This is a genomic window from Pseudomonas sp. GOM7, assembly GCF_026723825.1.
Classification (GTDB): domain Bacteria; phylum Pseudomonadota; class Gammaproteobacteria; order Pseudomonadales; family Pseudomonadaceae; genus Aquipseudomonas.
The window spans coordinates 4,431,815-4,457,688 of record NZ_CP113519.1 but is presented as its reverse complement, the minus strand read 5'-3'; the positions used below and the strand labels follow the sequence as shown (position 1 = coordinate 4,457,688).

The 25,874-nt window shown below is 65.6% G+C and carries 22 protein-coding genes and 1 tRNA gene; 15 read left to right on the top strand and 8 right to left on the bottom strand.

Features of this window, described 5'->3' with window-relative positions; translation table 11 throughout:
• Positions 1–66: 66 nt before the first annotated feature.
• The 9 genes from pbpC to OU800_RS19730 all read left to right on the top strand — a co-directional run bounded on the left by pbpC (position 67) and on the right by OU800_RS19730 (position 12,902).
• On the top strand, positions 67–2,388 hold the full coding sequence (gene pbpC / locus OU800_RS19770) for a peptidoglycan glycosyltransferase PbpC (protein WP_268179046.1): 2,322 nt from the start codon (positions 67–69) through the stop codon (positions 2,386–2,388).
• A gap of 218 nt (positions 2,389–2,606) precedes the next feature.
• Positions 2,607–3,542: an SdiA-regulated domain-containing protein gene (locus OU800_RS19765; RefSeq protein WP_268184385.1), complete on the top strand. Its 936-nt coding sequence runs from the start codon at positions 2,607–2,609 to the stop codon at positions 3,540–3,542.
• A gap of 112 nt (positions 3,543–3,654) precedes the next feature.
• A complete protein-coding gene (gene fdnG / locus OU800_RS19760; protein ID WP_268179045.1) occupies positions 3,655–6,726 on the top strand; it encodes a formate dehydrogenase-N subunit alpha in 3,072 nt (1,023 codons plus the stop codon).
• Positions 6,727–6,736: 10 nt separating this feature from the next.
• The gene (gene fdxH / locus OU800_RS19755; RefSeq protein WP_268179044.1) at positions 6,737–7,663 is read left to right on the top strand and encodes a formate dehydrogenase subunit beta; all 927 of its coding nucleotides are present in this window, start codon (positions 6,737–6,739) and stop codon (positions 7,661–7,663) included.
• Between the two features lie 9 nt (positions 7,664–7,672).
• Positions 7,673–8,305 (top strand): formate dehydrogenase subunit gamma, encoded by a 633-nt coding sequence (locus OU800_RS19750; protein ID WP_268179043.1) that lies wholly within the window; start codon positions 7,673–7,675, stop codon positions 8,303–8,305.
• A gap of 126 nt (positions 8,306–8,431) precedes the next feature.
• Positions 8,432–9,364, top strand: coding sequence for a formate dehydrogenase accessory protein FdhE (gene fdhE, locus OU800_RS19745; RefSeq protein ID WP_268179042.1), 933 nt, complete (start codon positions 8,432–8,434; stop codon positions 9,362–9,364).
• A gap of 12 nt (positions 9,365–9,376) precedes the next feature.
• Positions 9,377–10,789: an L-seryl-tRNA(Sec) selenium transferase gene (gene selA, locus OU800_RS19740; RefSeq protein WP_268179041.1), complete on the top strand. Its 1,413-nt coding sequence runs from the start codon at positions 9,377–9,379 to the stop codon at positions 10,787–10,789.
• A complete protein-coding gene (gene selB, locus OU800_RS19735; protein ID WP_268179040.1) occupies positions 10,786–12,732 on the top strand; it encodes a selenocysteine-specific translation elongation factor in 1,947 nt (648 codons plus the stop codon). Before selA ends, selB begins: the two co-directional genes overlap by 4 nt.
• A 74-nt stretch (positions 12,733–12,806) precedes the next feature.
• Positions 12,807–12,902 (top strand) — tRNA-Sec (locus OU800_RS19730).
• A gap of 61 nt (positions 12,903–12,963) precedes the next feature.
• Here OU800_RS19730 and OU800_RS19725 read toward each other — a convergent pair.
• From OU800_RS19725 to OU800_RS19700, 6 genes are all read right to left on the bottom strand, one after another.
• The gene (locus OU800_RS19725; protein ID WP_268179039.1) at positions 12,964–13,446 is read right to left on the bottom strand and encodes a GNAT family N-acetyltransferase; all 483 of its coding nucleotides are present in this window, start codon (positions 13,444–13,446) and stop codon (positions 12,964–12,966) included.
• A gap of 205 nt (positions 13,447–13,651) precedes the next feature.
• A complete protein-coding gene (locus OU800_RS19720) occupies positions 13,652–14,206 on the bottom strand; it encodes a DUF4136 domain-containing protein (protein WP_268179038.1) in 555 nt (184 codons plus the stop codon).
• Positions 14,207–14,222: 16 nt separating this feature from the next.
• A complete protein-coding gene (locus tag OU800_RS19715) occupies positions 14,223–14,819 on the bottom strand; it encodes a DUF4136 domain-containing protein (RefSeq protein WP_268179037.1) in 597 nt (198 codons plus the stop codon).
• 88 nt (positions 14,820–14,907) lie between these two features.
• Entirely contained in the window at positions 14,908–15,657 is a 750-nt protein-coding gene (locus OU800_RS19710; RefSeq protein WP_268179036.1) for a methyltransferase domain-containing protein, read from the bottom strand.
• Positions 15,654–15,959 carry a MazG-like family protein gene (locus OU800_RS19705; RefSeq protein ID WP_268179035.1) on the bottom strand — a complete coding sequence of 102 codons (306 nt, stop codon included), beginning with the start codon at positions 15,957–15,959 and terminating at the stop codon, positions 15,654–15,656. The genes OU800_RS19710 and OU800_RS19705 overlap by 4 nt, the downstream gene beginning before the upstream one ends.
• 215 nt (positions 15,960–16,174) lie before the next feature.
• The gene (locus OU800_RS19700; RefSeq protein ID WP_268179034.1) at positions 16,175–17,032 is read right to left on the bottom strand and encodes a MaoC family dehydratase; all 858 of its coding nucleotides are present in this window, start codon (positions 17,030–17,032) and stop codon (positions 16,175–16,177) included.
• A 180-nt stretch (positions 17,033–17,212) separates the two neighbouring features.
• On the opposite strand from OU800_RS19700, the gene OU800_RS19695 reads away from it, so the two are divergent.
• Positions 17,213–18,205 (top strand): AraC family transcriptional regulator, encoded by a 993-nt coding sequence (locus tag OU800_RS19695; protein ID WP_268179033.1) that lies wholly within the window; start codon positions 17,213–17,215, stop codon positions 18,203–18,205.
• Between the two features lie 178 nt (positions 18,206–18,383).
• On the opposite strand, the gene OU800_RS19690 is transcribed toward OU800_RS19695, so the two are convergent.
• On the bottom strand, positions 18,384–19,739 hold the full coding sequence (locus OU800_RS19690; RefSeq protein WP_268179032.1) for a 3-oxoacyl-ACP reductase: 1,356 nt from the start codon (positions 19,737–19,739) through the stop codon (positions 18,384–18,386).
• 157 nt (positions 19,740–19,896) lie between these two features.
• On the opposite strand from OU800_RS19690, the gene OU800_RS19685 reads away from it, so the two are divergent.
• The 4 genes from OU800_RS19685 to OU800_RS19670 all read left to right on the top strand — a co-directional run bounded on the left by OU800_RS19685 (position 19,897) and on the right by OU800_RS19670 (position 24,140).
• Complete coding sequence (locus OU800_RS19685; protein WP_268179031.1) at positions 19,897–21,174, top strand: acetyl-CoA C-acetyltransferase; 1,278 nt, start codon at positions 19,897–19,899, stop codon at positions 21,172–21,174.
• Positions 21,175–21,536: 362 nt separating this feature from the next.
• Positions 21,537–22,976, top strand: a complete 1,440-nt coding sequence (locus tag OU800_RS19680; RefSeq protein ID WP_268179030.1) for a cytochrome ubiquinol oxidase subunit I — start codon at positions 21,537–21,539, stop codon at positions 22,974–22,976.
• A gap of 2 nt (positions 22,977–22,978) precedes the next feature.
• Positions 22,979–23,986 carry a cytochrome d ubiquinol oxidase subunit II gene (cydB, locus tag OU800_RS19675; RefSeq protein WP_268179029.1) on the top strand — a complete coding sequence of 336 codons (1,008 nt, stop codon included), beginning with the start codon at positions 22,979–22,981 and terminating at the stop codon, positions 23,984–23,986.
• 10 nt (positions 23,987–23,996) lie between these two features.
• Complete coding sequence (locus OU800_RS19670) at positions 23,997–24,140, top strand: DUF2474 domain-containing protein (RefSeq protein WP_268184384.1); 144 nt, start codon at positions 23,997–23,999, stop codon at positions 24,138–24,140.
• Between the two features lie 253 nt (positions 24,141–24,393).
• Here OU800_RS19670 and OU800_RS19665 read toward each other — a convergent pair whose 3' ends face one another.
• The gene (locus tag OU800_RS19665) at positions 24,394–25,056 is read right to left on the bottom strand and encodes a glutathione S-transferase (RefSeq protein WP_268184383.1); all 663 of its coding nucleotides are present in this window, start codon (positions 25,054–25,056) and stop codon (positions 24,394–24,396) included.
• Positions 25,057–25,235: 179 nt separating this feature from the next.
• Here OU800_RS19665 and OU800_RS19660 point away from each other — a divergent pair, with 179 nt between their 5' ends.
• Positions 25,236–25,799 (top strand): TetR/AcrR family transcriptional regulator, encoded by a 564-nt coding sequence (locus tag OU800_RS19660; RefSeq protein ID WP_268179028.1) that lies wholly within the window; start codon positions 25,236–25,238, stop codon positions 25,797–25,799.
• Positions 25,800–25,874: the final 75 nt, after the last annotated feature.

The window sequence follows — 25,874 nt, the reverse complement described above, 5'->3', positions numbered from 1 at the left end:
TTGGCAAAACGCTGATCCGCTCCCCTCTCCCATTTATGGGGGAGGGGCTGGGGGAGAGGGCCTTGCATGCGCCGCCTGACTCGCCGCTGGCTCCTTATCCTCCTGCTCCCCCTGGCCCTGCTCTGGCTCGCCGACCGCCTGTTCCCGCTGCCCTTGCCCGAGGACGACCTGGCCCGTGTGGTGCTGGCCGAGGACGGCACGCCGTTGTGGCGTTTCGCCGATCGCGATGGCGTATGGCGTTACCCAGTGACGCCGCAGGAGGTCTCGCCCTATTACCTCGAAGCGCTGCTCACCTACGAGGATCGCTGGTTCCGCCAGCACCCCGGGGTCAACCCGCTGGCGCTGGGTCGCGCCGCCTGGCAGAACCTCTCCGGCGGGCGCGTGGTGTCCGGTGGCAGCACCCTGTCGATGCAGGTGGCGCGCCTGCTCGACCCGCATGGCCGCAACCTGTCCGGCAAGCTCAAGCAGCTCTGGCGTACCGCGCAACTGGAATGGCACCTGTCCAAGGATGAGATCCTCACGCTGTACCTCAATCGCGCGCCCTTCGGCGGCACCCTGCAAGGCGTGGCGGCGGCGAGCTGGAGTTACCTGGGCAAGCCGCCGAGCCAGCTCACCCGCGCCGAGGCGGCGTTGCTCGCGGTACTGCCGCAGGCGCCCAGCCGCTTGCGCCCGGATCGTCACCCCGAGCGGGCCCAGGCCGCGCGCGACAAGGTGCTCAGGCGACTGGCCGAGTTCCGGGTGTGGCCGCAGGCGCGTATCGATGAAGCCCTGGAGGAACCGGTATTCCTCGCCCCGCGCCGCGAACCGAGCCTGGCGCCCCTGCTGGCGCGGCGGCTGAACCGCCCAGGCAGCCCGCCGTTGATTCGCACCACCCTCGATGCCGCGTTGCAGCTACGCCTGGAAGATCTGCTGCTGGGCTGGCGCGCACGCCTGCCGGAGCGCACCTCGGTGGCCATTCTGGTGGTCGAGCACGAAAGTATGGCGGTACGCGCCTACCTCGGCTCGGTGGATATCGCCGATACCGCGCGCTTCGGCCATGTCGACATGGTGCGTGCGCTGCGCTCGCCCGGCTCGACGCTGAAACCCTTCCTCTACGGCCTGGCGTTGGACGCCGGGCTGATCCATTCCGAGTCGCTGCTGCAGGACGTGCCCCGGCATTACGGCGATTACCGTCCCGGCAACTTCGCCGCCGGCTTCACCGGCCCGGTGTCGGCCAGCACTGCCCTGGCCACCTCGCTCAATCTGCCAGCGGTGCAACTGCTCGAAGCCTATGGGCCCAAGCGCTTCGCCGGTGAGCTGCGCAGCGCCGGTGTGCCGATCCGCCTGCCGGCCCTGGCCGAGCCCAGCCTGGCGCTGATTCTCGGTGGTGGCGGCACGCGCCTGGAATCGCTGGTGAGCGGTTACAGCGCCTTTGCCCGAGGCGGCATGGCCGCACGGGTGCGCCTGCAACCGAGCGATACCCTGCGCGAGCGGCGCCTGCTGTCGCCGGGTGCGGCCTGGATCATCCGCCGTATTCTCAGCGGTCAGGCGCGGCCTGATCGCGACCCGCGCGCGCAACTGGCGCAGCGCCCCACCCTGGCCTGGAAAACCGGCACCAGCTATGGCTTTCGCGACGCCTGGGCCATCGGCGTCGGCCCGCGTCATCTGATCGGCGTGTGGATCGGTCGCCCGGACGGCACGCCGGTGCCTGGTCAGTTCGGCCTGGCGTCCGCCGCGCCCCTGCTGCTGCAGGTGCATGATCTGCTGGTGGGCCGCGACAGCCAGCGCGGCCTGGCGCCGCCGCCCGACCCGCAGCCGGCTGAGGTCGGCGTCGCGGCCATCTGCTGGCCACTGGGCCAACCACTGGCCAAGGATGATCCCAATTGCCGCCGGCAGCGCTTCGCCTGGACGCTGGAGGGCACCACGCCGCCGACCCTGCAGGCGACCGACCAGCCCCTGGGCAGCGGCCTGCGCGAGCGCTACTGGGTGAATGCCAAGGGGCTGCGCGTGGCGCCCGGTTGCCCAGGTGCCGAGGCCCGCGAGCTGCTGCTCTGGCCGGCACCACTGGAGCCCTGGCTGCCGCGCCGCGAACGGCGTACCGCGCGCCTGCCGGCTGGCGACCCGAACTGCCCACCGCCACCCAGCGGCCAGGCAGCGCCACTGAGCATCGTCGGCGTGCGTGAGGGTGACCGTCTGCGTCGACCGCAGGGCAGCAGCGAACCGCTGCGGTTGAGCTTATCCACCCTGGGCGGCAGCGGTCAGCGCTGGTGGTTCGTCGATGGTGAGCCACAGGGCGAAACCCCGGCCAATGGCAGCTTCAACCACGGTTTCGCGCCCGGTCGGCACCAGCTCAGCGTGCTCGATGCCGCTGGGCAGACGGCCAAGCTGGAGTTCAGCGTCGGGCCATAGCAGGCTGTTGAAAAACTACCTGCGTTGCCTGGCCGTCGTTAAAAACAGCCTCAAAATGCTCATTTACAGCACGTAAACTGCGCTTTTTCGGCTGTTTTTGCCTAGGCCAGCCTGCCTCGCCTACGTTTTTCAACGGCCTGCTAGGCATGCCCATGCGACGTATTGCAACAGAAACTCGGCAGACTGGCGTTCGTCTACCTGCAAACGAGCACGTCGTGATGATCGCTGTTGCCAAGGGGATGCTGGGAAAGCTGAATGCCCTCAGTCCATGGAAATGGACGCTGTTGCTGGCCTTGTTGTTGTTCGCTTACCAGATCCGCGTGATGCATCTGGACGAGCGTTTGTATTACTGGATCAAGACCTCCCTGCATCAAGAGCAGTGGCAGAGCCGTAGTCTGTGGCTGCCACAGTACCGGGTCAGCATCGATGCCAAGCCGGTCGCCGGCGTGGACAAGAACTTCTCGGGCCTGAGCTATGACACCGACCGCCAGCAGCTCTGGGCCGTGCTCAACGGCCCGGAGCAGTTGCTGCGCCTGAGCCTCGACGGCGAGGTGCTCGACCGCCATGTGCTGCAGGGCTTCGATGATGTCGAGGATGTCGCCTACCTGGGCGATGACCTGTTGCTGCTGGTGGAAGAGCGCAGGCACGCGCTGGTGATCGTGCCGGTGCCTGCACCCGGCAGCACGCTGCAGCGCCAGGGCCAACGCGCCCTTACCCTGACCATCGATGCCGGCGACAACGAGGGTTTCGAGGGGCTCGCCTATGATCCTGGCAGCGACCGCCTGTTCGTGGTCAAGGAGCGCAAACCGCGCAAGCTCTACGAGATACGCGGCCTGCGGCGCAGCCTGGAGGGCGACTTCGGCCTGGAAGTGATAGACCGCCAGGCCTGGGTTGACCAGGCGTCATTCGCCCGTGATCTGTCCGCTGCACATTTCGATGAGCGCACCGGCCATCTGGTATTGCTCAGCGACGAGTCCAAGCTGATGGTGGAGCTAGGCGCCGATGGCGAGCTGATCAGCTTCCGCTCGCTGCTGCGCGGCTTCGCCGGCTTGCATGACAGCGTGCCACAGGCCGAGGGGCTGACCTTCGACCCGCAGGGCAACCTCTACCTGGCCAGCGAGCCCAATCTGTTCTATCGCCTGGAGCGGCGCTGAGGGCTCGCGCCATGCGACGAAGTGCCTGGCGAATCCACGCGGATGATCTAGGCTTGACTAGCGATTCGCTCGGCAACGTACCGAGCGTCAGCCTGATGTGGGAGAACCCAAGATGGACATGAACCGTCGACAGTTCTTCAAGGTCTGTGGTGTAGGCCTTGGAGCATCGAGCCTGGCGGCTCTGGGGGGCGCACCCCCGGCAGCCTTCGCCGACCAGGTGCGGCATTTCAAACTCACCAGCACCACCGAAACCCGCAACACCTGCCCCTACTGCTCGGTCGGCTGTGGCCTGATCCTGTACAGCCAGGGCGACGCTGCGAAGAACGTGGCGCAGAACATCATCCATATCGAGGGCGACGCCGACCATCCGGTCAACCGGGGCACCCTCTGCCCCAAAGGCGCTGGCCTGCTGGATTTCATCCACAGCCCCAACCGCCTGAAATACCCGCAGGTGCGCGAAGCCGGCTCCAATGAGTGGAAGCGCATCGACTGGGACGAGGCGCTCGACCGCATCGCCCGGCACATGAAGGCCGACCGCGACGCCAATTTCATCGAGAAGAACGCGCAGGGCCAGACGGTCAACCGCTGGCTCAGCGCGGGCTTCCTGGCCGCCTCGGCATCGAGCAACGAGGCCGGCTACATCACCCACAAGGTGGTGCGTTCCCTTGGCATGCTGGGGTTCGATAACCAGGCACGTGTCTGACATGGCCCGACGGTGGCAAGTCTTGCCCCGACGTTTGGCCGTGGTGCCATGACCAACCACTGGACCGACATCAAGAATGCCGATCTGGTACTGATCATGGGCGGCAATGCCGCCGAGGCCCACCCTTGTGGCTTCAAGTGGGTGACCGAGGCCAAGGCACACAACCAGGCCAAGCTGGTGGTGGTCGATCCGCGCTTCACCCGTTCGGCTTCCGTGGCCGACCTCTACGCGCCGATCCGCACCGGCACCGATATCGCCTTCCTCGGTGGTCTGATCAACTACCTGCTGGAAAACGACAAGATCCAGCACGAGTACGTGCGCAACTACACCGACGTCAGTTTCGTGGTGCGCGAGGACTATGCCTTCGAGGATGGCATGTTCAGCGGCTACGACGCCGAGAAGCGACGCTACGAAAAGAGCAGTTGGGGGTACGAGATCGGCGAAGACGGCTACGCCGTGGTCGACCCGACGCTGAGTCACCCGCGCTGCGTCTTCAACCTGCTGAAGAAACACTACAGCCGCTACACGCCGGATCTGGTCAGCAGCATCTGTGGCACACCCAAGGCGCAGATGCTGCAGGTGTGGGAGACCATCGCCGAGTGCTCGGCGCCGGGCAAGGTCATGACCATCATGTACGCCCTGGGCTGGACGCAGCACTCGGTGGGCTCGCAGATGATCCGCACCGGCGCCATGCTGCAACTGCTGCTCGGCAACATCGGCATGCCCGGTGGCGGTATGAACGCCCTGCGTGGTCACTCCAACATCCAGGGGCTGACCGACCTGGGCCTGCTCTCCAACCTGCTGCCGGGCTACCTCAGCCTGCCGCTGGATGCCGAGCAGGACTACAGCGCCTATATCGCCAAGCGCTCGCCCAAGCCCTTGCGGCCGGGGCAACTGTCGTACTGGCAGAACTACGAGAAGTTCCATGTCAGCCTGATGAAGGCCTGGTACGGCAAGAACGCCACGGCCGAGAACCATTGGGGCTTCGACTGGCTACCGAAGCTGGACATTCCCGGTTACGACGTGCTCAAGGTCTTCGACATGATGTACCAGGGCGAGGTCAACGGCTATTTCTGCCAGGGCTTCAACCCCCTTGCCTCGTTCCCTGACAAGGCCAAGGTGGGTGCCTCGCTGGCCAGGCTCAAGTACCTGGTGATCATGGATCCGTTGGCCACTGAGACCTCGGAGTTCTGGCGCAACGCCGGCGAGTTCAACGATGTCGACAGTGCCAGCATCCAGACCGAGGTGTTCCGCCTGCCCACTACCTGCTTCGCCGAGGAGGACGGCTCGCTGGTCAACAGCGGGCGCTGGCTGCAGTGGCACTGGAAGGGCGCCGAGCCACCCGGCCAGGCGCGCACCGACATCGCCATCATGGCCGGGTTGTTCCATCGCCTGCGCCGGGCCTATGCCAGCGAGGGCGGTGCCTTCCCCGAGCCGATCCTCAACCTCGACTGGTCCTACCTGAGACCGGATGAACCCGGCCCGGACGAACTGGCCCGCGAGTTCAACGGCAAGGCCCTGGCCGACCTCCACGACCCGGTCAGCGGCGCCCTGCAGGCCAAGGCCGGCGAGCAGCTCTCCGGCTTCGCCCAGTTGCGCGCCGATGGCTCCACCGCCAGTGGCTGCTGGATCTTCTGCGGTTCCTGGACGACCCAGGGCAACCAGATGGCGCGGCGCGACAACGCCGACCCCTATGGCATGGGCCAGACCCTCGGCTGGGCTTGGGCCTGGCCGGCCAACCGGCGCATCCTCTACAACCGTGCCTCGGCCGACCCCAGCGGCAAGCCCTGGGACGTGGAGAAGAAGCGCCTGGTGTGGTGGAACGGCAAGGCCTGGGGCGGCACCGACGTGCCCGACTTCAAGGCCGATTCGCCACCGGATGCCGGGATGAACCCCTTCATCATGAATCCCGAAGGGGTGGCGCGCCTGTTCGCCGTGGACAAGATGGCCGAAGGGCCGTTTCCCGAGCACTACGAGCCGTTCGAGACGCCCATCGGGCGCAACCCGATGCACCCGGATAACCCGGTGGCGGTGAGCAACCCGGCGGCGCGCGTGTTCGCGGACGACCTCAAGCATCTGGGTAAGGCCGATGCCTTCCCCTATGCGGCAACTACCTATCGCCTGACCGAACACTTCCACTTCTGGACCAAGCACTGCCGGCTCAACGCCATCGTTCAGCCCGAGCAGTTCGTCGAGATCGGCGAGGCGCTGGCCAAGGAGCTGGGCATCGTCGCTGGCGAGCGTGTCAAGGTGTCGTCCAACCGCGGCTACATCAAGGCCGTGGCGGTGGTGACCAAGCGCATCAAGGCGCTCACAGTGGATGGCAAGACCGTGCATCAGATCGGCATTCCGTTGCACTGGGGCTTTGCCGGCGTGGCGCGCAACGGCTACCTGACCAACACCCTGACGCCCTTCGTTGGCGACGGCAACACGCAGACCCCGGAATTCAAGTCGTTCCTGGTCAACGTGGAAAAGGCATAGGAGCAGCGCCATGGCCTCACAAGACATCATTGCCCGCTCCGCCACCACCACGCCGGCGCCCTCGGTGCGCGAATTGGGCGAGGTGGCCAAGCTCATCGACGTGTCCAAGTGCATCGGCTGCAAGGCCTGCCAGGTGGCGTGCTCGGAGTGGAACGACCTGCGTGACGAGGTCGGCCACAACCACGGCACCTACGACAACCCGGCCGACCTCACTGCCAGTTCCTGGACGCTGATGCGCTTCACCGAGCACGAGGATGAAAGCGGCAAGCTGGAATGGCTGATCCGCAAGGACGGCTGCATGCACTGCGCCGAGCCAGGCTGCCTAGCGGCCTGCCCGAGCCCCGGCGCGATCATCCAGTACGCCAACGGCATCGTCGACTTCAACCAGGACAAATGCATCGGTTGCGGCTACTGCATCACCGGTTGCCCGTTCGACATTCCGCGCATCTCGCAGAAGGATCACAAAGCCTACAAGTGCAGCCTGTGTTCCGACCGCGTTGCTGTGGGCATGGAGCCGGCCTGCGTGAAGACCTGCCCGACCGGCGCCATCGTCTTCGGCAGCAAGGACGCCATGAAGGAGCACGCCGACGGGCGCATCGCCGATCTCAAGTCACGCGGCTACGACAACGCCGGGCTGTACGATCCGCCCGGCGTCGGCGGTACCCACGTGATGTACGTGCTGCACCACGCCGACCGGCCCTCGCTCTACGCCGGCCTGCCGGACGAGCCACAGATCAGCCCCATGGTGGCGTTGTGGAAGGGCGTGGCCAAGCCGCTCGGCCTGCTGGCCATGGGCGCCACGGCGCTGATTGGCTTCTTTCATTACCTGCGTGTCGGGCGTAACCGCGTGGAGGAAGACGAGCCCGTGACAGGTGATTCTGCCGTGCACCAGGTCGACCCGACGGTGCACACCTATGATCCGAAGCAGCGGCCGTAGGAGACCAGCATGAAACACGATATCCAACGCTATACGGCCGGCGAACGCAGCAACCACTGGGTGGTGGCGATTTTCTTCGTCCTCGCCGGCCTGTCCGGCCTGGCGCTGTTCCACCCGGCGCTGTTCTGGCTCAGTAACCTGTTTGGCGGTGGGGTGTGGACGCGCATCCTGCATCCCTTTCTCGGCCTGGCCATGTTCCTGTTCTTCCTCTGGCTGGTGATGCGCTTCGCCGGGCACAACCGCCTCGAAGCGCGTGATCGTCAGTGGCTGGCGCAATGGCGCGACGTGCTGAGTAATCGTGAGGAGCGCCTGCCGCCAGTGGGACGCTACAACGCCGGGCAGAAGCTGCTGTTCTGGGTGTTGCTGCTGTGCATGCTGGTGTTGCTGGCCACGGGCATGGTCATGTGGCGGCAGTACTTCAGCCACCTGTTCGGCATCGAGCTGATCCGTCTGGCCTCGCTGCTGCACGCGGCGGCGGCCTGGGCGCTGATCGTCAGCATCATCGTGCACATCTACGCCGGCATCTGGGTCAAGGGCTCCATCGGTGCCATGCTCAGTGGCTGGGTCAGCCGCGGTTGGGCGCGCAAGCACCACGGCGCCTGGTACGAAGAGGTGAGCAAGGACAGCGACAAGCACCACTGATGCGGAAGGACTTCAGCGGCGAGAAAAGCTCGCCGCCAAAGCGCCTGAACCACTGCCAGCAAACTTCATCGGCCTGGTCTAGGCTGATCTAGCGAAATCACGGGAACAGTCCCTAAGGAGTCCTGCGTGTCAGGCCAGATTCTCGAGCCGGGGCAGATCGAAGCCGCGGCCAATGTCCCGCCTTTTCTGCACCTGCCCGAAGCGGATCTGTTCGGTCGCCGTGCCCATCGTTTGCGCAGCCTGGCGACCGATCACCCTCTGTCGGCCTACCTGCTGCTGATGGCCGAGCTGTGCGATGCCCAGCAGCGCGTACTGGATGCCCCTCCGGCGCTGCCTGGCCCTTCGGCCGAAGCGCTGGCACGCAGCCTCGAACACCGCATGCCGCCGCTGGGCTTCGATACTCTGGTACGCGGTGATGCCTGGCTGCCAGCGCTCGACGCGCTGCTGACGAGTTTTTCGCATGTCGGCAACCCGTCCGTCAGCGCGGCCCTGGTGGCCCTGCGCGAAGCCGACAGTGGCCAGCGCAAGGCCTGGGCCATCGCGCTGCTGGGCGGGCAGTTCGATCTGCTGCCGGCGGCGCTGGTGCCCTTTCTCGGCGCGGCCCTGCAGGTGGCGTTCAGCCACTGGCTGCTGGCTCTGCCCAGCGAACGCCTGGTCGAGGCCAGCAGCCAGACGCTGTGCCCAGCCTGTGGCTCGCCGCCGGTGGCCGGTATGCTGCGCCATCGCGGCCAGTACGCCGGCCTGCGCTACCTGTGCTGCTCGCTGTGCGCCTGCGAATGGCATCACGTGCGGGTCAAGTGCAGCCACTGCGAGTCATCCAGACACCTGGCCTACCTGTCGTTGCAACGTGAGGGTGTGGCACCCGAGCGGGCGGTGATCCGCGCCGAGGTCTGCCCGAGCTGTCAGGGTTACCTCAAACAGTGCTACCTGGAGTTCGACGACCAGGCCGATGCCATTGCCGATGACCTGGCCAGCCTCGACCTGGACATGCGCCTGAGTGAGGAAGGGCACCTGCGCCGTGCGCCGAACCTGCTGCTGGCTCCCGGCAGCGACGGCTGACTGAGGCTAACGATGAACGCCAACGCTGCCCGTCTACCCTCCATCGACCGTCTGTTGCGCTGCGATAGCGTCGCCCCCCTGCAACAGCGCTACGGCCGCGATGCCCTGCTGGCCACACTGCGTGACCTGCTCGACGAACTGCGCGAACCCGCCCGCAGCGGCCAGCTCGCCGCCGTGGAACTGAGCGAGGCGGTACTCGCCGGGCGCGCTGGCGAACGCCTGGCCGCGCGCCATGCCAGCCGTGTGCGTCGCGTGTTCAACCTCACTGGCACGGTGCTGCACACCAACCTCGGCCGCGCTCTGTTGCCGGAGGAGGCCATCGACGCCATCACCCTGGCCGCACGCTACCCGCTCAACCTGGAGTTCGACCTGGCCAGCGGCAAGCGTGGTGATCGCGACGACCTGATCATCGGCCTGATCCGCGAGCTGACCGGCGCCGAGGCCGTCACCGTGGTCAACAACAATGCCGCCGCCGTGCTGCTGGCGCTCAACAGCCTGGGCGCACGCAAGGAAGGCATCATCTCCCGTGGCGAGCTGATCGAGATCGGCGGCGCCTTTCGCATCCCCGACATCATGGCCCGCGCCGGGGTCAAGCTGGTGGAAGTCGGCACCACCAACCGTACCCATGGCAAGGATTACGAAGCCGCCATCGGCCCGCGTTCCGGCTTGTTGATGCGCGTACACACCAGCAACTACAGCGTGCAGGGCTTCACCGCCAGTGTCGCCACCCGCGACCTTGCCGTCATCGCCCACGCTCATGGCCTGCCGCTGCTGGAAGACCTCGGCAGCGGTAGCCTGATCGACCTGTCGCGCTGGGGCCTGCCCAAGGAACCCACGGTGCAGGAAGCGCTGCGCGATGGGGCCGATATTGTCACCTTCAGCGGCGACAAGCTGCTCGGTGGCCCGCAGGCCGGCATCATTCTCGGCAGCAAGGAACTGATCGGGCGAATCAAGAAGAACCCACTCAAGCGTGCCCTGCGTGTGGACAAGCTGACCCTGGCCGCGCTGGAAGCGGTGCTCGGCCTGTACCGCGACCCGGATCGCCTCGGCGAGCGCCTGATCAGCCTGCGCCTGCTCAGCCGTCCGCAGGCGGATATCCGTGCCCAGGCCGAACGCGTCGCCCCGACACTGGCCAGCAGCCTTGGCGAGCCCTGGCAGGTCAGCGTGGAGAACGCCCTGGGCATGATCGGCAGCGGCGCGCAGCCGGTGGCGCGCCTGCCCAGCGCGGCCTTGTGCGTCCGCCCGCAGACCTCCAAGCGCCTGCGTGGTCGGGTGCTGCGCGAGCTGGAAGGGCAGTTGCGCGAGCTGCCGATCCCGGTGATCGGTCGTATCGACGACGACGCCCTGTGGCTCGACCTGCGCCAGCTCGACGATGAACCCGCCTTCGTCGCGCAATTGGCGCAGCTACGCGAGGCGCAGGCGTGATCGTCGGCACCGCCGGCCATATCGACCATGGCAAGACCGCGCTGCTGCAGGCGCTGACCGGCCAGCAGGGTGACCGCCGCCCGGCCGAGCGCGCCCGTGGCATCACCATCGACCTGGGTTACCTCTACGCCGACCTGGGCGATGGCCAGCTCACCGGCTTCATCGACGTGCCCGGTCACGAACGCTTCGTCCACAATATGCTCGCTGGCGCCTCTGGCATCGACCTGCTGTTGCTGGTGGTGGCCGCTGACGATGGGGTGATGCCGCAGACCCGCGAGCATCTGGCCATCGCCGAACTGCTGGGCATCCGTCAGGCCTTGGTGGCGCTGACCAAGATCGACCGGGTCGATGCCGCGCGCCTGCGACAGGTGCGCGATCAGGTCGACGTCTTGCTCGCTCCGGGGCCGCTGGCGGGGGCCGATTTGCTGGCGGTGGACAGCCTTGGGGGGCAGGGTATCGCAGCCCTGCGCGAACGCCTGCTGACGTTCTCGGCGGCTCATGATGTGCGCAGCGTTCAGGGCTATTTTCGTCTGCCCATCGATCGCGCCTTCAGCGTCGAGGGTGCTGGCGTGGTGGTCACCGGCACCGCCTTCGCCGGGTCTGTAGCGCTGGCTGACGAACTGCTGCTCAGCCCCTCCGGGCGGCGCGTACGGGTACGTGGCCTGCATGCGCAGAATCGTCCGGCCGACAGCGCCGTCGCCGGCCAGCGCGTGGCCCTGAACCTGGCGGGCGAGCGCCTGGTGCTGGAACACCTGCATCGCGGCGACTGGCTGCTGGCGCCAGCATTGCTGGCCCCCAGCAGCCGTATCGATATCGAGTTGCAGCTACTGGCCTCGGAGGCACGCGCACTGGCGCACTGGACGCCAGTGCACGTGCACCTGGCCGCGCAGGACGTTACAGGCCGCGTCGCCCTGCTTGATACGGAGAGCCTTGCGCCCGGGCAGTCGTGCCTGGCGCAGCTGGTGCTCAATGCCCCGGCGCATGCCGTGCATGGCGACCGTGTGGTGCTGCGTGACCAATCGGCGCAGCGCACCCTGGGTGGCGGCAGCGTGCTCGACCCCTTCGCCCCGGCCCGAGCTCGTCGTGCGCCTTCACGCCTGCTGCAACTGCGGGCGCTGCGTGATGCCAGCCTGGAACAGGCCTTGCCGGCGCTGCTGCAAGCGGCACCCAACGGCCTCGACCCCGGCCTGCTGGAGCGCCAGTTCAATCGCCTGCGCGCAAGCTGGAACCTACCCGACGGGCTGTGCGAGCTGCCCACCCGACAGGGTACACGGCTGTTCGATGGGGCCTGCCTGCAGGCACTGCGTGATGCTCTGCTGGAAGGCCTGCGCCGCTTCCATGACGAATCGCCGGACGAGCTCGGCCCTGACCGCGATCGTCTGCGCCGCTATGCCCTGAGCGAACTGGAACGTCCGGTGTTCATCGCCCTGTTGGAAGAGGCGCTGGCCGACGGCCGCATTGCCAGTAGTGGGCCTTGGCTGCACCTGCCGGATCACCGCGTGCAACTGGGGCCGGAAGACGAAGCACTACGGGAGCGACTCTGGCCGCTGTTGCTCGCCGGCGGCTTCGACCCGCCCTGGGTGCGCAATCTGGCCGACGCCGTGCAGCAGGACGAAGCGACCGTGCGCCTGCTACTGCGCAAACTGGCGCGCCTCGGCCAGTTGCATCAGGTGGTCAAGGATCTGTTCTACCCCGAACAAACCCTGCACACCCTGGGCTGCCATGCGCTGCACCTGCTGGAGCAACACGGTAGCCTGCGCGTGGTCGACTGGCGCAACCGCATCGGCATCGGCCGCAAGCGCAGCATTCAGTTGCTGGAATACTTCGACCGCATCGGCTTCACCCGTCGCCTGGCCAATGAGCGGCGCATCCGCAGCGACTCGGCACTGGCGATTCAACTGATGGGCAGACGGAGCGAGGAGGGCATGCCGGCGCCGGATTGACGACCACTGGTCGCCATGGGCTACCCTGCACGACGAACGCAACGGCTGCCATGCAAAGTGCAGCTACCGATCAAGGAAGGCAATCACGCCCGGTGGCGTGGCCGGGCTTCAAACCCGGTGGGGGACGGCATCCGTTCCTGGGTGAGTTCGACTCTCACTGCCTTCCGCCACTTATCGAGTCGCACCGCGAATCCCGAACGGTTCATTTCAGGCTGCAAGGGTGCGCCTTGGTTAAAGACTCTTCTCCAACTGTACCAGGGCAATGCGAGCGCCATCCGACGCGCGCCTTTCGACTATGGCGGCGGGGCGATAGCCCAGACGGGTATAGAGCAGCAGGCCGCCGGTGTTGGCGTTGAAGCATGACACCTTCATCACGGGGGCTTTGTACTGATCGCGTGCGATCCCTTCCAGTACTTCCAGCAGATACTGCGCCACGCCCTGGCCGCGCGCCCAGGGGGCGACCATCAGGTTGCCCAGGGCGCAGAACTCGCCGTGCTGCCATTGGTAGAAATTGGCGAAACCGGCGACCTTGCCGTCGAGCGTGACCACCGTGCTTTCGCGGCGCTCTGCCATGGCGGCGGCAAGCTGGCCGACGTCCAGTGGCCAGGCAGCCTTGGGGTAGCAGAAGAACAGTTCCTCGGCGCTCTGTGGGAAGCCGATCACCTCGTCGAGGTCGGCGGCGATGGCCGGGCGGTGTTGCAGGGCTGTGGGCAAGTGTTCGTCTCCTCGCTCAGCAGGCTGTTGAAAAACTACTTGTGTTGCCTGGCCATTGTTAAAAACAGCCCTGCGTGCGAGCCCAGGCTAGGCGCCCCCGTCAAAAATGCTCATTTACAACTCGTAAAGTCGAACGCGACTCCGAGCGTTTTCTAGCTGATTTTGCCTAGGCCAGCCCGCCTCGCTTACGTTTTTCAACGGCCTGTTAGCGCGGTGGGTATTGCGAGAGGATTTGTGTCACCGTCTCGCGGATCGCCCGTTCGCGTTCGGCCGGGCTGGGTGGCTGGCTGCGCATGATCTGTTCGCCGCTGCCGCGCCAGACCAGCTTGCCGTCCTTGGCGTCGTAGAGGTCGATCTGCAGGGTGGCCACCTTGTAGTCCACGCGGCGCGTCTCGGTGAAGGCCGGGCCACCCCAGTAACCGCCCCAATAGCCACCCCAGCCACCGCCGTACTGGGTGGTGATCTGATCCTGGCGTTCGTCGACGATCAGCACCGCCTGCACCTTGAGGTCGCCCTGGCCGTCGCGGGCCTGGCGCAGGCCTTGTTGTTCGAGCTGATCGTTCACCGCTTGGCTGATGCGTTGCTCGGTGAGATCGCTCTTGAGACGGGCATCGTCGGGTTGATAGAGCAGCTTGTCGCTCATCCAGCTCCAGGTGCGGTAGGCAGCAAAATCGCGGCTGGGGTCGAAGTCGCGCTCCAGGCTGACGCTGGCACAGCCGCTCAGCAGCAGGGCGAGAAGCAGGCAGGGCAGGGTACGCATGCTGAACTCCTGATAATCAATGTGGGGGGTAGCCGGCGAGTGCAGCACGAATGGCCGAACGGATGGCTTCGGCCTGGTCGCTTTGATCCTTGCCGGCCAGGGCTTCACCGCTGCCTGACCAGACCACCTGGTGATCCCGTGGGTCGATCAGCTCCAGGCGCACCACTGCCACCTTCTGTTCGTAGGTGCGGACGATGGGTGTGCTGCCCCAGGCACCATATTGACGGCCCCAGGGGCCGCCGCCGTAGTAGGCGCCGCTGTCGTCGTAGTACTGGCGCAGGCGGGTTTCCTGGTTGAGGCGGGCGCTGACCAGCAGATCGCCTTGACCGTTCTGCGCCGGGCGCAGGCCAAATTGGTCGAGGCCGGCACTGACGCTGTCGGCCAGTTGCTCGCCACCGATCCAGGCGGCGCCGGACGGTGGCCGGCCACCGTCCCAGCTCCAGGTGCGGTAACGCCCGTAGTCGCGCGGTGGCGCCGGGTAGGCGCTGCGGTCGAAGGTATTGGCGGCCCCCGGCGGTGCCGGAGGCATGGGCAGGGATTCGGCCTGATAGGGGTTCGGGCTCTGGCAGGCGGCCAGCAGGGGCAGAACGAGCAAGGCTATGAGGCAGCGCATGGTGGGCTCCGTGGTCGCGCTCGACATCACGATATGGGCTCAGGCTACGCCGGGCTCTGCGGTTCGTCCAACCTGCCGCGAAAGGCGTTCAGCTTGGCCGACAGATCCAGTGCAGGTAGCGACCCAGGCCGGCGAAGCTGGGGTGGCGTCGGTACGCCAGCTCCATCTCCAGCAGGTCGACCAGCTCGGCCTTGGCCTGAAATTCCGGCGGCATGTAATCGTGGAACACGCGCACGCCGCTACGGCTTTCGACCTGCCAGTGCGCGCCGAGTTGCGTGGCCAGTTCGCGTGGGTCGAGCGGGCGCTGCGGCGTCAGGCTCTGGCCCTCGCCGGCGAAGCGCTCTTTGCGCAGCTTGCGGAAATGGCCCTTGAGCAGGTTACGGTAGATCAGCGCGTCCTTGTTGTAGAAGGCCAGCGACAGCCAGCCATCCTTGGCCGTGAGCTGGTGCAGCACCGGCAGGATAGCCGCCGGTTCGGCCAGCCATTCCAGCACGGCATGGCACAGCACCAGATCGTAGGGCTGCTGCAGTTGGCCGAGCAGGTCTTGCCAGGGCGCCTGGATGAAGGTGGCGTGTTGGCCAGCCTCGGCGAAGCGCTGGCGCGCGCCTTCCAGCATGGGTTCGGCCGGTTCGGCCAGGGTGACCTGATGGCCACGCTGGGCCAGCCACAGGCTCATATGGCCGAGGCCGGCGCCCACATCCAGCACGCGCAGCGGTCGATCCGGCAGGGCTTCGGCCAGGTCAGCCTGCAGCACGGCGAGGCGGATGGCCCCCTTGGCGCCGCCATAGATCTTCTCGGCGAAGCGGGTGGCGAGTTCGTCGAAGTGGCGGTCGCTCATCGGCCGAAACGCCTTTCGCTGTCGGTCAGCTTGGCGCGTACCACTTCGTTCATGTCCAGCCCCAGCTCGCTGCACAGAAGCAGAAGATAGAGCACGATGTCGCCCACTTCCTGGCCAGCATGGGCGAGCTTGTCGGCCGGCAGCGCGCGTGATTCGTCCTCGCTCAGCCACTGGAAGATTTCCACCAGTTCGGCCATTTCCACGCTGGCGGCCATGGCCAGGTTCTTCGGGCTGTGGAAGCGTCGCCACTGGTTGGCGTCGCGAATGGCATGCAGGCGGGCGGTGAGTTCGGGCAGGTTCATCGGAGCGGCTCCTTTCGAGCCGCATAGCTTCTGCGCGAACGCCATGCGCTGCAAGCAGCGCATCATCAAACCGTAGCCCGGATGCAATCCGGGAAGCCCATGGCGCGCAACTCCCGGATTGCATCCGGGCTACGTGCTTCGCGAGCAGAGCTCGCTCCTACGAGGGCCGTCGCGGCTAAAGCCCCTCCCACAGGCGGGCTGAGGAGGCACCTGCGTCAGTCCTCCAACGGCTGCCAACTGCCCACCATGTGCGGCGTGTCGTTCTCGCCGATCAGGCGGAACTGGCCGCTGGGCCCCGGTTCGCTGGCCTGCAAGGCGACATGGGTGGGCAGCAGCACCGGCTTCTGGAAGCGCACCTCCACCTGATAGCCGGCCTGCGGCAGGTGTTCCTGCAACGCGGCCAGGCTGCGCGCCTTGTTCCACAGACCGTGGGCGATGGCGCGGGGGAAGCCGAACAGGCGCGCACTGAGTGCGCTGAGATGGATCGGGTTGTAGTCGCCGGCCACACGGGCGTAGCGGCGGCCGATATCGGCTCGTGCCGACCAGTCGTCCAGTGGCGCCAGTGGCAGCGGCGCCTGCTCGGCACGTGGCTGCGCCTGGCCATCGAGACGCAGGGCGCGGCAGAGGATGCGGCTGTCACCTTCCCAGAGCAGGCCGAGCTGATCTTCCAGACGGGTGATGAGGCTGAAGGTGGCACCCTTGTCATGGGGTTGCAGGTCGGCCACCTGCACGCTGACCTGGAATGGCCCCAGGCCGCCCAGCGGGCGTAGCACGCGGATACGGTTTTCCAGATGCACCAGGCCGAGCAGCGGGAAGGGGAAACGCTTGTCGGTGAGCAACTGCATCTGCAGACCGAAGGCGAGGATATGCGGGTAGACTGGCGGCAGGTAGCTGCCAGCGCTGATGCCGCAGACCTGGCGGTAGCGCGCCAGGTGCTTGGGATCCACCTCCACCCGGCAGCGCAGGCCGAGTTCGGGCAGTTGACGGCCGGTGACTTTGCGGCGCAGGGCCGCGCGCAGGAAGAGGCCGGGCAGGGCCGGCGGAACATCGAGATCGAGCCAGTCGATGGCCATTGGGGCGAACTCCTTGGCGAGTGGATGGCGGCAGCTTAACGAGCCCAGGCGTGCAGACATTGGCTGTGCTGCCCGGTATCTGCGCCGGGCAGCCAATCCGTCTGCCGCGCCGGTTTGCGCAGCGTGGCTCGGAGCCCCTAAGATGGCGCGGTTGACGAATAACAACAACAGCCGGAAATCATGCGAGACCTGACCGACGATGTGGCGCTGATGCGCCCGGTAATTGATGCTCTGCGTGCCAGCGGAACCGACCCTGATCGCGTGCTGCTGCGTGTTGGCCTGCCGCCAGGCGGGTTGCCGGCTGGGCGCTTTCCGCACAGTGCGCAGGTGGCGTTCTGGAAAGCTGCCAGCGAAGAATGCGGTGAGGAGCATGTAGGGCTGTACCTGGCCCAGCACCTGCCGGCCTTTCACGGCCTGCTGCTGGAGTACCTGTTCCTCTCCAGCGAAACCTTCGGCGCCGGCCTGCGCCATGCCCTGCGCTACGTGCGCCTGCTCTCCGATACCCTCAGTGCCCGGTTGGAGGTCAATGGCGACCAGGCCGTGCTGACCCTGGGCATGGAGCCCGATACGCCACGTCACTTCCCGGAAATGCTCGCCGGCGCGGTGATCCGCCTGTTCGCCGCGCTTACCGAGAACGACTTTCGCCCGCATGAGGTGCGCTTCATGCACGCCGAGGGCGCGCCTGCCGAGCGTTACCAGGCCGTCTACGGTTGCCCGGTACGTTTTGCCTGTGCATCCTGCGCGCTGGTGTTCGACGCCGCCGTGCTCAACAAGCCGTCGCGGCATGCCGCACCGGAGCTGCTGCGCATGCACGAGTCGCTGGCGCGGCGGCAACTGGCCGAGGTGGAGCGCCTGGATCTGGTGCGCCAGGTACGCGAGCTGATCGCCGAACTGCTGGTCGATGGCGGCGCCACCCTGGAACAGGTGGCGGCGCGTCTGAACATGCCGGCACGGCGCCTGCGCGAGCGCCTGGCCATGGCCGGGGTGCGTTTCAACGACCTGATCACCGACTACCGCTGCCGCCTGGCCAAGGAACTGCTGCTCAAGACCGACGAGCGCATCGAAGTGATCGTCGAGCGCACCGGCTTTTCCGAACCCAGCACCTTCTACCGCGCGTTCAAGCGCTGGGTCGGCGAAACGCCAGTGGAATTCCGCAAGCGCGGCAAGGGCTAAGGCGGCTACAGGCCGCAAGCTACAGGCAAGAGCAGGTTCGTTTGCAACTCGTAGCCCGGATGCGATCCGGGAAGCGCATGGCACGCAACTCCCCGGATTGCATCCGGGCTACAGAAAGGGACACGCTCGCTTGCAGCTTGCTGGGGGCGGCCATCCGTCTTGCAGCTTGCAGCCGCTCTTATGCCCCCAACAGGCTCTGCCCACACACGCGCAGCACCTGCGCGGTCACCGCACCCGAACCCGGCTGGGCGAACCAGGCCACGGCTTCGGCCACGTCCTGCGGCAGGCCGCCCTGGCTCATGGAGTTCATACGCCGGCCGGCTTCGCGGATGCCCAGGGGAATGGCGGCAGTCATCTGGGTTTCGATGAAGCCCGGCGCCACCGCGTTGATGCTGATGCCCTTCTTCGCCAGGGCCGGTGCCCAGGCCTGGGCCAGGCCGATCACGCCAGCCTTGCTCACCGCATAGTTGGTCTGCCCCATGTTGCCGGCGATGCCGCTGATCGAGGCGATCAGCACCACGCGGCCGTTGTCGTGCAGCTTGTCGGCGTCCAGCAGCGCCTGGGTCAGTACCTGTGGGGCCTTGAGGTTGACGTCGATCACCGAGCTCCAGAAGGCGTCGCTCATCTTCGCCAGGGTCTTGTCGCGGGTGATGCCGGCGTTATGCACGACGATGTCCAGGCCGTCGGGCAGTGCCTCGACCAGGCGCTGCGGCGCGTCCTCGGCGCAGATGTCTAGGGGTACGGCGCGCCCGCCCAGGCGTGCGGCCAACGCCTGCAGGGCCTCGGCTGCGGGCGGTACATCCAGCAGCACCACCTCGGCGCCGTCGCGTGCCAGCACTTCGGCGATGGCCGCGCCGATGCCGCGCGAGGCGCCAGTGACCAGCGCCTTCTTGCCGATCAGCGGGCGCGTCCAGTCCTTGACCTGTTCGCCACAGACGCCCAGGCGCAGCACCTGGCCGGACACGTAAGCGCTCTTCGGCGAGAGGAAGAAGCGCAGCGCGCCTTCCAGTTGTTGGTCGCCGCCCTTGCCGACATAGAGCAGTTGCACGCTACCGCCACGGCGGATCTCCTTGCCCAGCGAGCGGGTGAACCCCTCCAGCGAGCGCTGCACGCTGGCGGCGATGGGGTCTTTCAGCGATTCCGGAGCGCGCCCCAGAACCACCACGCGCGGGCACTGCGCCAGGCCCTTGAAGGTGGGCTGGAAGAAATCACGCAGCTCGATCAGTTGCTCGAAGCGGGTCAGATGGCTGGCATCGAACACCAGCGCCTTGAGTTTGGGGCCGTGCTCGGCCGTCCAGCGAGGCAACTCCAACTGGCCTTCACGGGCGACGAACACCTGGTCGGTGAGCTTGCTGGCGAAAGGCTGCACGGCCTTGAGCAGGTCGCCATCGCCACCGAGCAGCAGCGCGCCGTCCACGGGCCTTACCCGGCCTGCCATCCAGCGCTCCAGGCGCACGGGTGCCGGCAGGCCGAGGGTGCCGACCAGGCGGCGACCGGTAGGGGAGTTGGCGAAGGCAAGGTAACGATCGGACATGAAAGGCTCCTGCAGGCGGATCGGAAGTCATGTCACTGTACGCAGTGACGCACAAAGCGCAATTGACCGCTCTGACTGGTCGATCGGCAAGGCGGCCAATGCGGGCCGGTGCGCAGGCGCTAGCCTTGAACCCAATTATCACCCGTAAGGAGTCAGCATGACCCAGTTACGCCGGGTCGCCATCGTCGGCGGCAACCGCATCCCCTTCGCCCGCTCCAACACCGTCTACGCCACGGCGAGCAACCAGGAGATGCTGACCAGTGCCCTCGAAGGCCTGGTGGAGCGCTTCAACCTGCACGGCGAGCGCCTCGGCGAGGTGGTGGCCGGTGCCGTGTTGAAGCACTCGCGGGATTTCAACCTGACCCGTGAATGCGTGCTCGGCTCGCGCCTGGCCGCGGAAACGCCGGCCTATGACCTGCAACAGGCCTGCGGTACCGGCCTGGAGGCGGCCCTGCTGGTGGCCAACAAGATCGCCCTCGGGCAGATCGAATGCGGCATCGCCGGTGGCGTCGACACCACTTCCGATGCGCCCATCGGCGTCAACGAAGGTCTGCGCAAGATCCTCCTCGAGGCCAATCGCGGCAAGCGCACGGCGGACAAGATCAAGAGTCTGCTCAAGGTGCGCCCGCGTCACCTGGCCCCGGCCATCCCGCGCAACGGCGAGCCGCGCACCGGGCTGTCGATGGGCGAGCACTGCGAGCTGATGGCACAGCGCTGGGCCATCCCGCGCGACGAACAGGATCAACTGGCCCTGGCCAGCCACCAGAACCTGGCGGCGGCCTATGCCGAAGGCTGGCAGGACGATCTGCTGACGCCGTTCCGGGGCCTGACCCGCGACCAGAACCTGCGTCCGGACATCAGCGCCGAGAAGCTCGCCAGCCTCAAGCCCTGCTTCGAGCGCGGCCCGCGTGGCACCATGACTGCAGCCAACTCCACGCCGCTGACCGATGGCGCCTCGGTGGTGCTGTTGGCCAGTGAAGAGTGGGCCAAGGCCCGTGGCCTGCCGATCCTGGCCTATTTCCGCGATGGCGAGGCGGCGGCGGTGGACTTCGTGAAGGGCAAGGAAGGCTTGCTGATGGCGCCGGTCTACGCCGTGCCGCGCATGCTCGCGCGCAACGGCCTGAGCCTGCAGGACTTCGACTACTACGAAATTCACGAAGCCTTCGCTGCCCAGGTGCTGTGCACCCTCAAGGCCTGGGAAGACGCCGAGTACTGCAAGGAGCGCCTGGGCCTCGACGCCCCGCTGGGCGCCATCGACCGCAGCAAGATGAACGTCAAGGGCAGCTCCCTGGCCGCCGGCCACCCCTTCGCTGCCACTGGCGGGCGCATCGTCGCCAACCTGGCCAAGCTGCTCTCCGTGGCCGGAGAAGGGCGCGGGCTGATCTCCATTTGCGCGGCAGGCGGGCAGGGCGTGACTGCCATCATCGAGCGTTGATGGTCTGCGGCCGGTGCCTTGCTGGCGCTCGGCCGCGCCAATGGCTCCACGATTAGGGCGGCCTGCCTCGAGCATGGCCGCCCTCTTTTTTGTCTACCGTCGAGCGAGAGGCAGCAGAGCTGCAATGCCTCGCTGCGGTGGCCTGTCGCGCGGCAAATGACCACAGCGCAGGCTGCGCGGTTAACAGCTAGTCTTCTAACGTGCATTGATCCAGATCAATGTCATGTTTCGCGCATAGCATCTCAGGCCTGCGGGCCGTTTCATTCGATAAGAACAACTACCGTTCGTGTGACTCCAACGTCTGGAGCCTGTGGCTCGGCTTTGCGTGCCGGGGCCGAGATAACCCTGAATGAGGACGTGTCATGTTTGGTCTAGAGGCGCTCGAACTCGCCCGGATTCAATTCGCCTTCACCATTTCCTTTCATATCGTCTTTCCTGCCATTACCATCGGTCTGGCCAGCTATCTGGCCGTGCTCGAAGGGCTGTGGCTGAAGACCAGCAACACGGTGTACCGCGATCTCTACCATTTCTGGTCGAAGATCTTCGCAGTCAACTTCGGCATGGGGGTGGTGTCCGGCCTGGTCATGGCTTACCAGTTCGGCACCAACTGGAGCGCCTTCTCCGACTTCGCCGGGGCGGTCACCGGGCCGCTGCTGACCTACGAGGTGCTCACCGCGTTCTTCCTCGAAGCGGGCTTCCTCGGCGTCATGCTGTTTGGTTGGAACCGTGTCGGGCCGGGGCTGCACTTCTTCTCCACGGTGATGGTGGCCATCGGCACGCTGATCTCCACATTCTGGATTCTTGCCTCCAATAGCTGGATGCACACGCCGCAGGGGTTCGAGATCGTCGACGGGCGGGTGATCCCAGTGGATTGGTTCGCCGTGGTGTTCAACCCCTCGTTCCCCTATCGCCTGGCGCACATGGCCACGGCGGCCTTCCTCGCCACCGCCTTCTTCGTCGGCGCTTCGGCGGCCTGGCACCTGCTGCGCGGGCGCGACAACCCGGCGATCCGCAAGATGCTGTCGATGGCGCTGTGGATGGCGCTGCTGGTGGCGCCGGTGCAGGCCTTCATCGGTGACCTGCACGGCCTCAATACGCTCAAGCACCAGCCGGCCAAGATCGCTGCCATCGAGGGCCACTGGGAGAACGTCGGTGACGAACCGACCCCGCTGATCCTGTTCGGCTGGCCGGACATGCAGCGTGAGGAAACTCGCTTCAAGGTGGAGATTCCCGCGCTCGGCAGCCTGATCTTGACCCATAGCCTGGACAAGCAGGTGCCGGCGCTCAAGGAGTTCCCGCCGGAGGATCGAGCCAACTCCACCATCGTCTTCTGGACCTTCCGCATCATGGTCGCCATGGGCCTGCTGATGATCTTCGTCGGCCTGTGGAGCACCTGGCTGCGCCGTGGTGGCCGGCTGTACAGCTACCGGCCGTTCCTGCACATGGTCTTGTGGATGGGGCCGAGCGGCATCATCGCCATTCTCGCCGGCTGGTACACCACCGAAATCGGCCGCCAGCCCTGGATCGTGCATGGCCTGATGCGCACCGCCGATGCCGCCTCCGGTCACAGTGCGACGCAACTTGGCTTCACCCTGGTGTTGTTCGTGGTGGTCTACTTCCTGCTGTTCGGGGCCGGTATCGGCTACATGCTGCGCCTGGTGCGCAAGGGGCCGAAGCTCGACGAGGGCAAGGAAGTGTCGTCCGGTGGTCCGGGGCAGCCGCGTACGCCGGCGCGACCGCTGTCTGCGGCCGAAGAGGGCATGGACGAGGGTGAAACCGACAGCTTGCCGGAGAGGAACTGAACATGGGTATCGACCTTGCGCTGATCTGGGCGGTGATCATCGCCTTCGGGGTGATGATGTACGTGGTGATGGATGGCTTCGATCTGGGCATCGGCATCCTCTTTCCGTTCGTCCGTGACAAGGGTGAGCGCGACGTGATGATGAACACCGTGGCGCCAGTCTGGGACGGCAACGAAACCTGGCTGGTGCTCGGCGGCGCGGCGCTGTTCGGCGCCTTCCCGCTGGCCTACTCGGTGGTGCTGGATGCGCTCTATCTGCCGCTGATCCTGATGCTGCTGGGGCTGATCTTCCGCGGCGTGGCCTTCGAGTTCCGCTTCAAGGCCAAGGCCGCCAAGCGCCATCTGTGGGACAAGGCCTTCATCGGCGGCTCGCTGACTGCCACTTTCTTCCAGGGTGTGGCGCTGGGGGCGTACATAGACGGTTTTGAGGTGGTCAATCGGCGCTTCGCCGGTGGCGCCTTCGACTGGCTGACGCCGTTCTCGGTGTTCTGTGGCGTGGCGCTGATCGCCGCCTACGCGCTGCTCGGCTGCACCTGGTTGATCATGAAGACCGAGGGCCGTCTGCAGCAGCAGATGCACGACCTGGGACGGCCGCTGGTGCTGGTGCTGCTGGGGGTGACCGGCATCGTCAGCCTGTGGACGCCCTTTGCCCATCCGGCCATCGCCGAGCGCTGGTTCAGCCTGCCCAACCTGTTCTGGTTCATGCCGGTGCCGGTACTGGTGCTGCTGTGTACCTGGGCGCTGCTCAGGGCGGTGGCGAACAATGCCCATTACGCGCCGTTCATTCTCACCCTGGTGCTGATCTTTCTCGGCTATAGCGGCCTGGGCATCAGCCTGTGGCCGAACGTGATTCCGCCATCCATCAGCATCTGGGACGCCTCTGCGCCGCCACAGAGCCAGGGCTTCATGCTGGTCGGGGCGCTGTTCATCATCCCGTTCATCCTCATGTACACCGCCTGGAGCTATTACGTGTTCAGAGGCAAGGTGACGGTGGATGACGGTTATCACTGAGGGCTCGGCCATGACCGAAACCGAAGAGAAGAAACCGCTGTGGCAGCGCCTGGGCTGGCTGGTACTGATCTGGGCCTGCAGCGTCACCGCCCTGGGCGTGGTGGCCTGGCTGCTGCGCCTGTTCATGAGTGCGGCGGGGTTGAGCACGCCGTAGTCGCTTAACCCTGCGGGCGCTAGGGGCTGACGTGTCAGCCTCCCCCGAGAGGGTGGGCAAACTTCGCGTTGCCCACCCTACTTGCTGCGGCGATGAGGTGTGTCGGCTGCAAGCATCAGCCTAGCAGGCTGTTGGAAAACTACCTGCGTTGCCTGGCCGTCGTTAAAAACAGCCTCAAAATGCTCATTTACAGCACGTAAACTGCGCTTTTTCGGCTGTTTTTGCCTAGGCCAGCCTGCCTCGCCTACGTTTTTCAACGGCCTGCTAGCGGCTCGCCTTTTTCAACCATCGCTGCCCATGCAGCTACGCTGGGGCGCTTTTGCATCCGGGCATACCACTCGCGAAGTGCCTTGCACTCGTCGGGGATCGGTAACTTCACCAGCGTCGAGAAGATCATGCCGCCAATGACGGCTATATCCGCCATGGAAAAGGATGCCCCGGCAACGAATGGCTGGTTCTTCAGTACGCCATTGAAATAGCGCATGCCTCGTAAAGCCTTGTCACGCATGCGCAGGCCCCATTCCTCATTCTGATAAAGCTCGACGTGTGGGCCCAGGCCTGGGGTGGCATGGTGAAAGTACAGGCTTACGGCATCGAGAAACTCGATCTCGGCGCGCTTGGTCATCATGTGGATCAGCCCTTTTTCAACGGCGGTTTTACCAGTAAGCGTCGGTGAGCCCTCCAAGTCGTCCAGATACTGAGTGATGGCCGTGCATTCCGCGATGCGGGTGCCGTCCTCCAGCTCCAGAACCGGGAGCGTGCCCGAGTAGTTCATTTCGAGAAATTCAGGCGTCTTGTGCTCACCTTTCCAGAGGTTGATCGACACGAAATCAATTCTTGGTAAAAGGCCTTTCTCTGCGAGCGCTATGCGAACTCGCGCCGGATAGGGGCCGTTGTACCAATCGTAGATTTTCATCGGCAATTGGCGGGCGTCGGTTTGGTGATGTGGAGTAGTGTTCATATGTATATCTACCTATCAATTGGTAGATTCAGTTATAGGCGCCATTTACTTGCTGTCAACGCCTATCTATCAGTTGGCAGGTTTAAGGGTTGCGGTTAGCATTCCGGTCATCTTTTAACCGGTGAGGCGATGGCGTGAGTGCAAACGCAAAAGAGGCCATCCTGACGGCTGCAAGGAAGGCGGCACAGTCTCATGGCTACAGCGGGCTGAATTTCCGTGATCTGGCGGCTGCGGTCGGTATCAAGAGCGCGAGTATCTACTACCACTTTCCCAGTAAGGCCGATCTCGGTGCTGCGGTAGCCAGGCGCTACTGGGAAGATACGGCAGCCGCACTGCAGGCAATGCTGGAAGGGGCTGACAGTCCGCTTGAATGCCTGCAACGATATCCCTCGATTTTTCGACGATCGCTCGAGAGCGAAAACAGGTTGTGCCTGTGCAGCTTCATGGCCGCAGAGTACGAAGACCTTCCCTCGCAAGTGAAGAGCGAGGTGCAGGCGTTCGCCACCGTCAACGTGGCCTGGCTTTCCAAGGTTCTGCTTGCGGCCGGTGTCGGTGAGCCGGCAGCGTGCGAGGAACGAGCAAAGGCTATTTTCGCTGCCATTGCCGGTGCCCAGCTTATGGCCCGCAGTCGCGCCGATATCACGTTGTTCGATTCGCTTCTGGAGGGTTATCGGAAGGCCGGACTCCTGCCTGCCTGAGTTTCAGGCGTTGCAGTGACACGCAATAGCCTCTGTCACGTGCGGCCTTGCAGGGTTGTTAGACTGTTCCTTTTG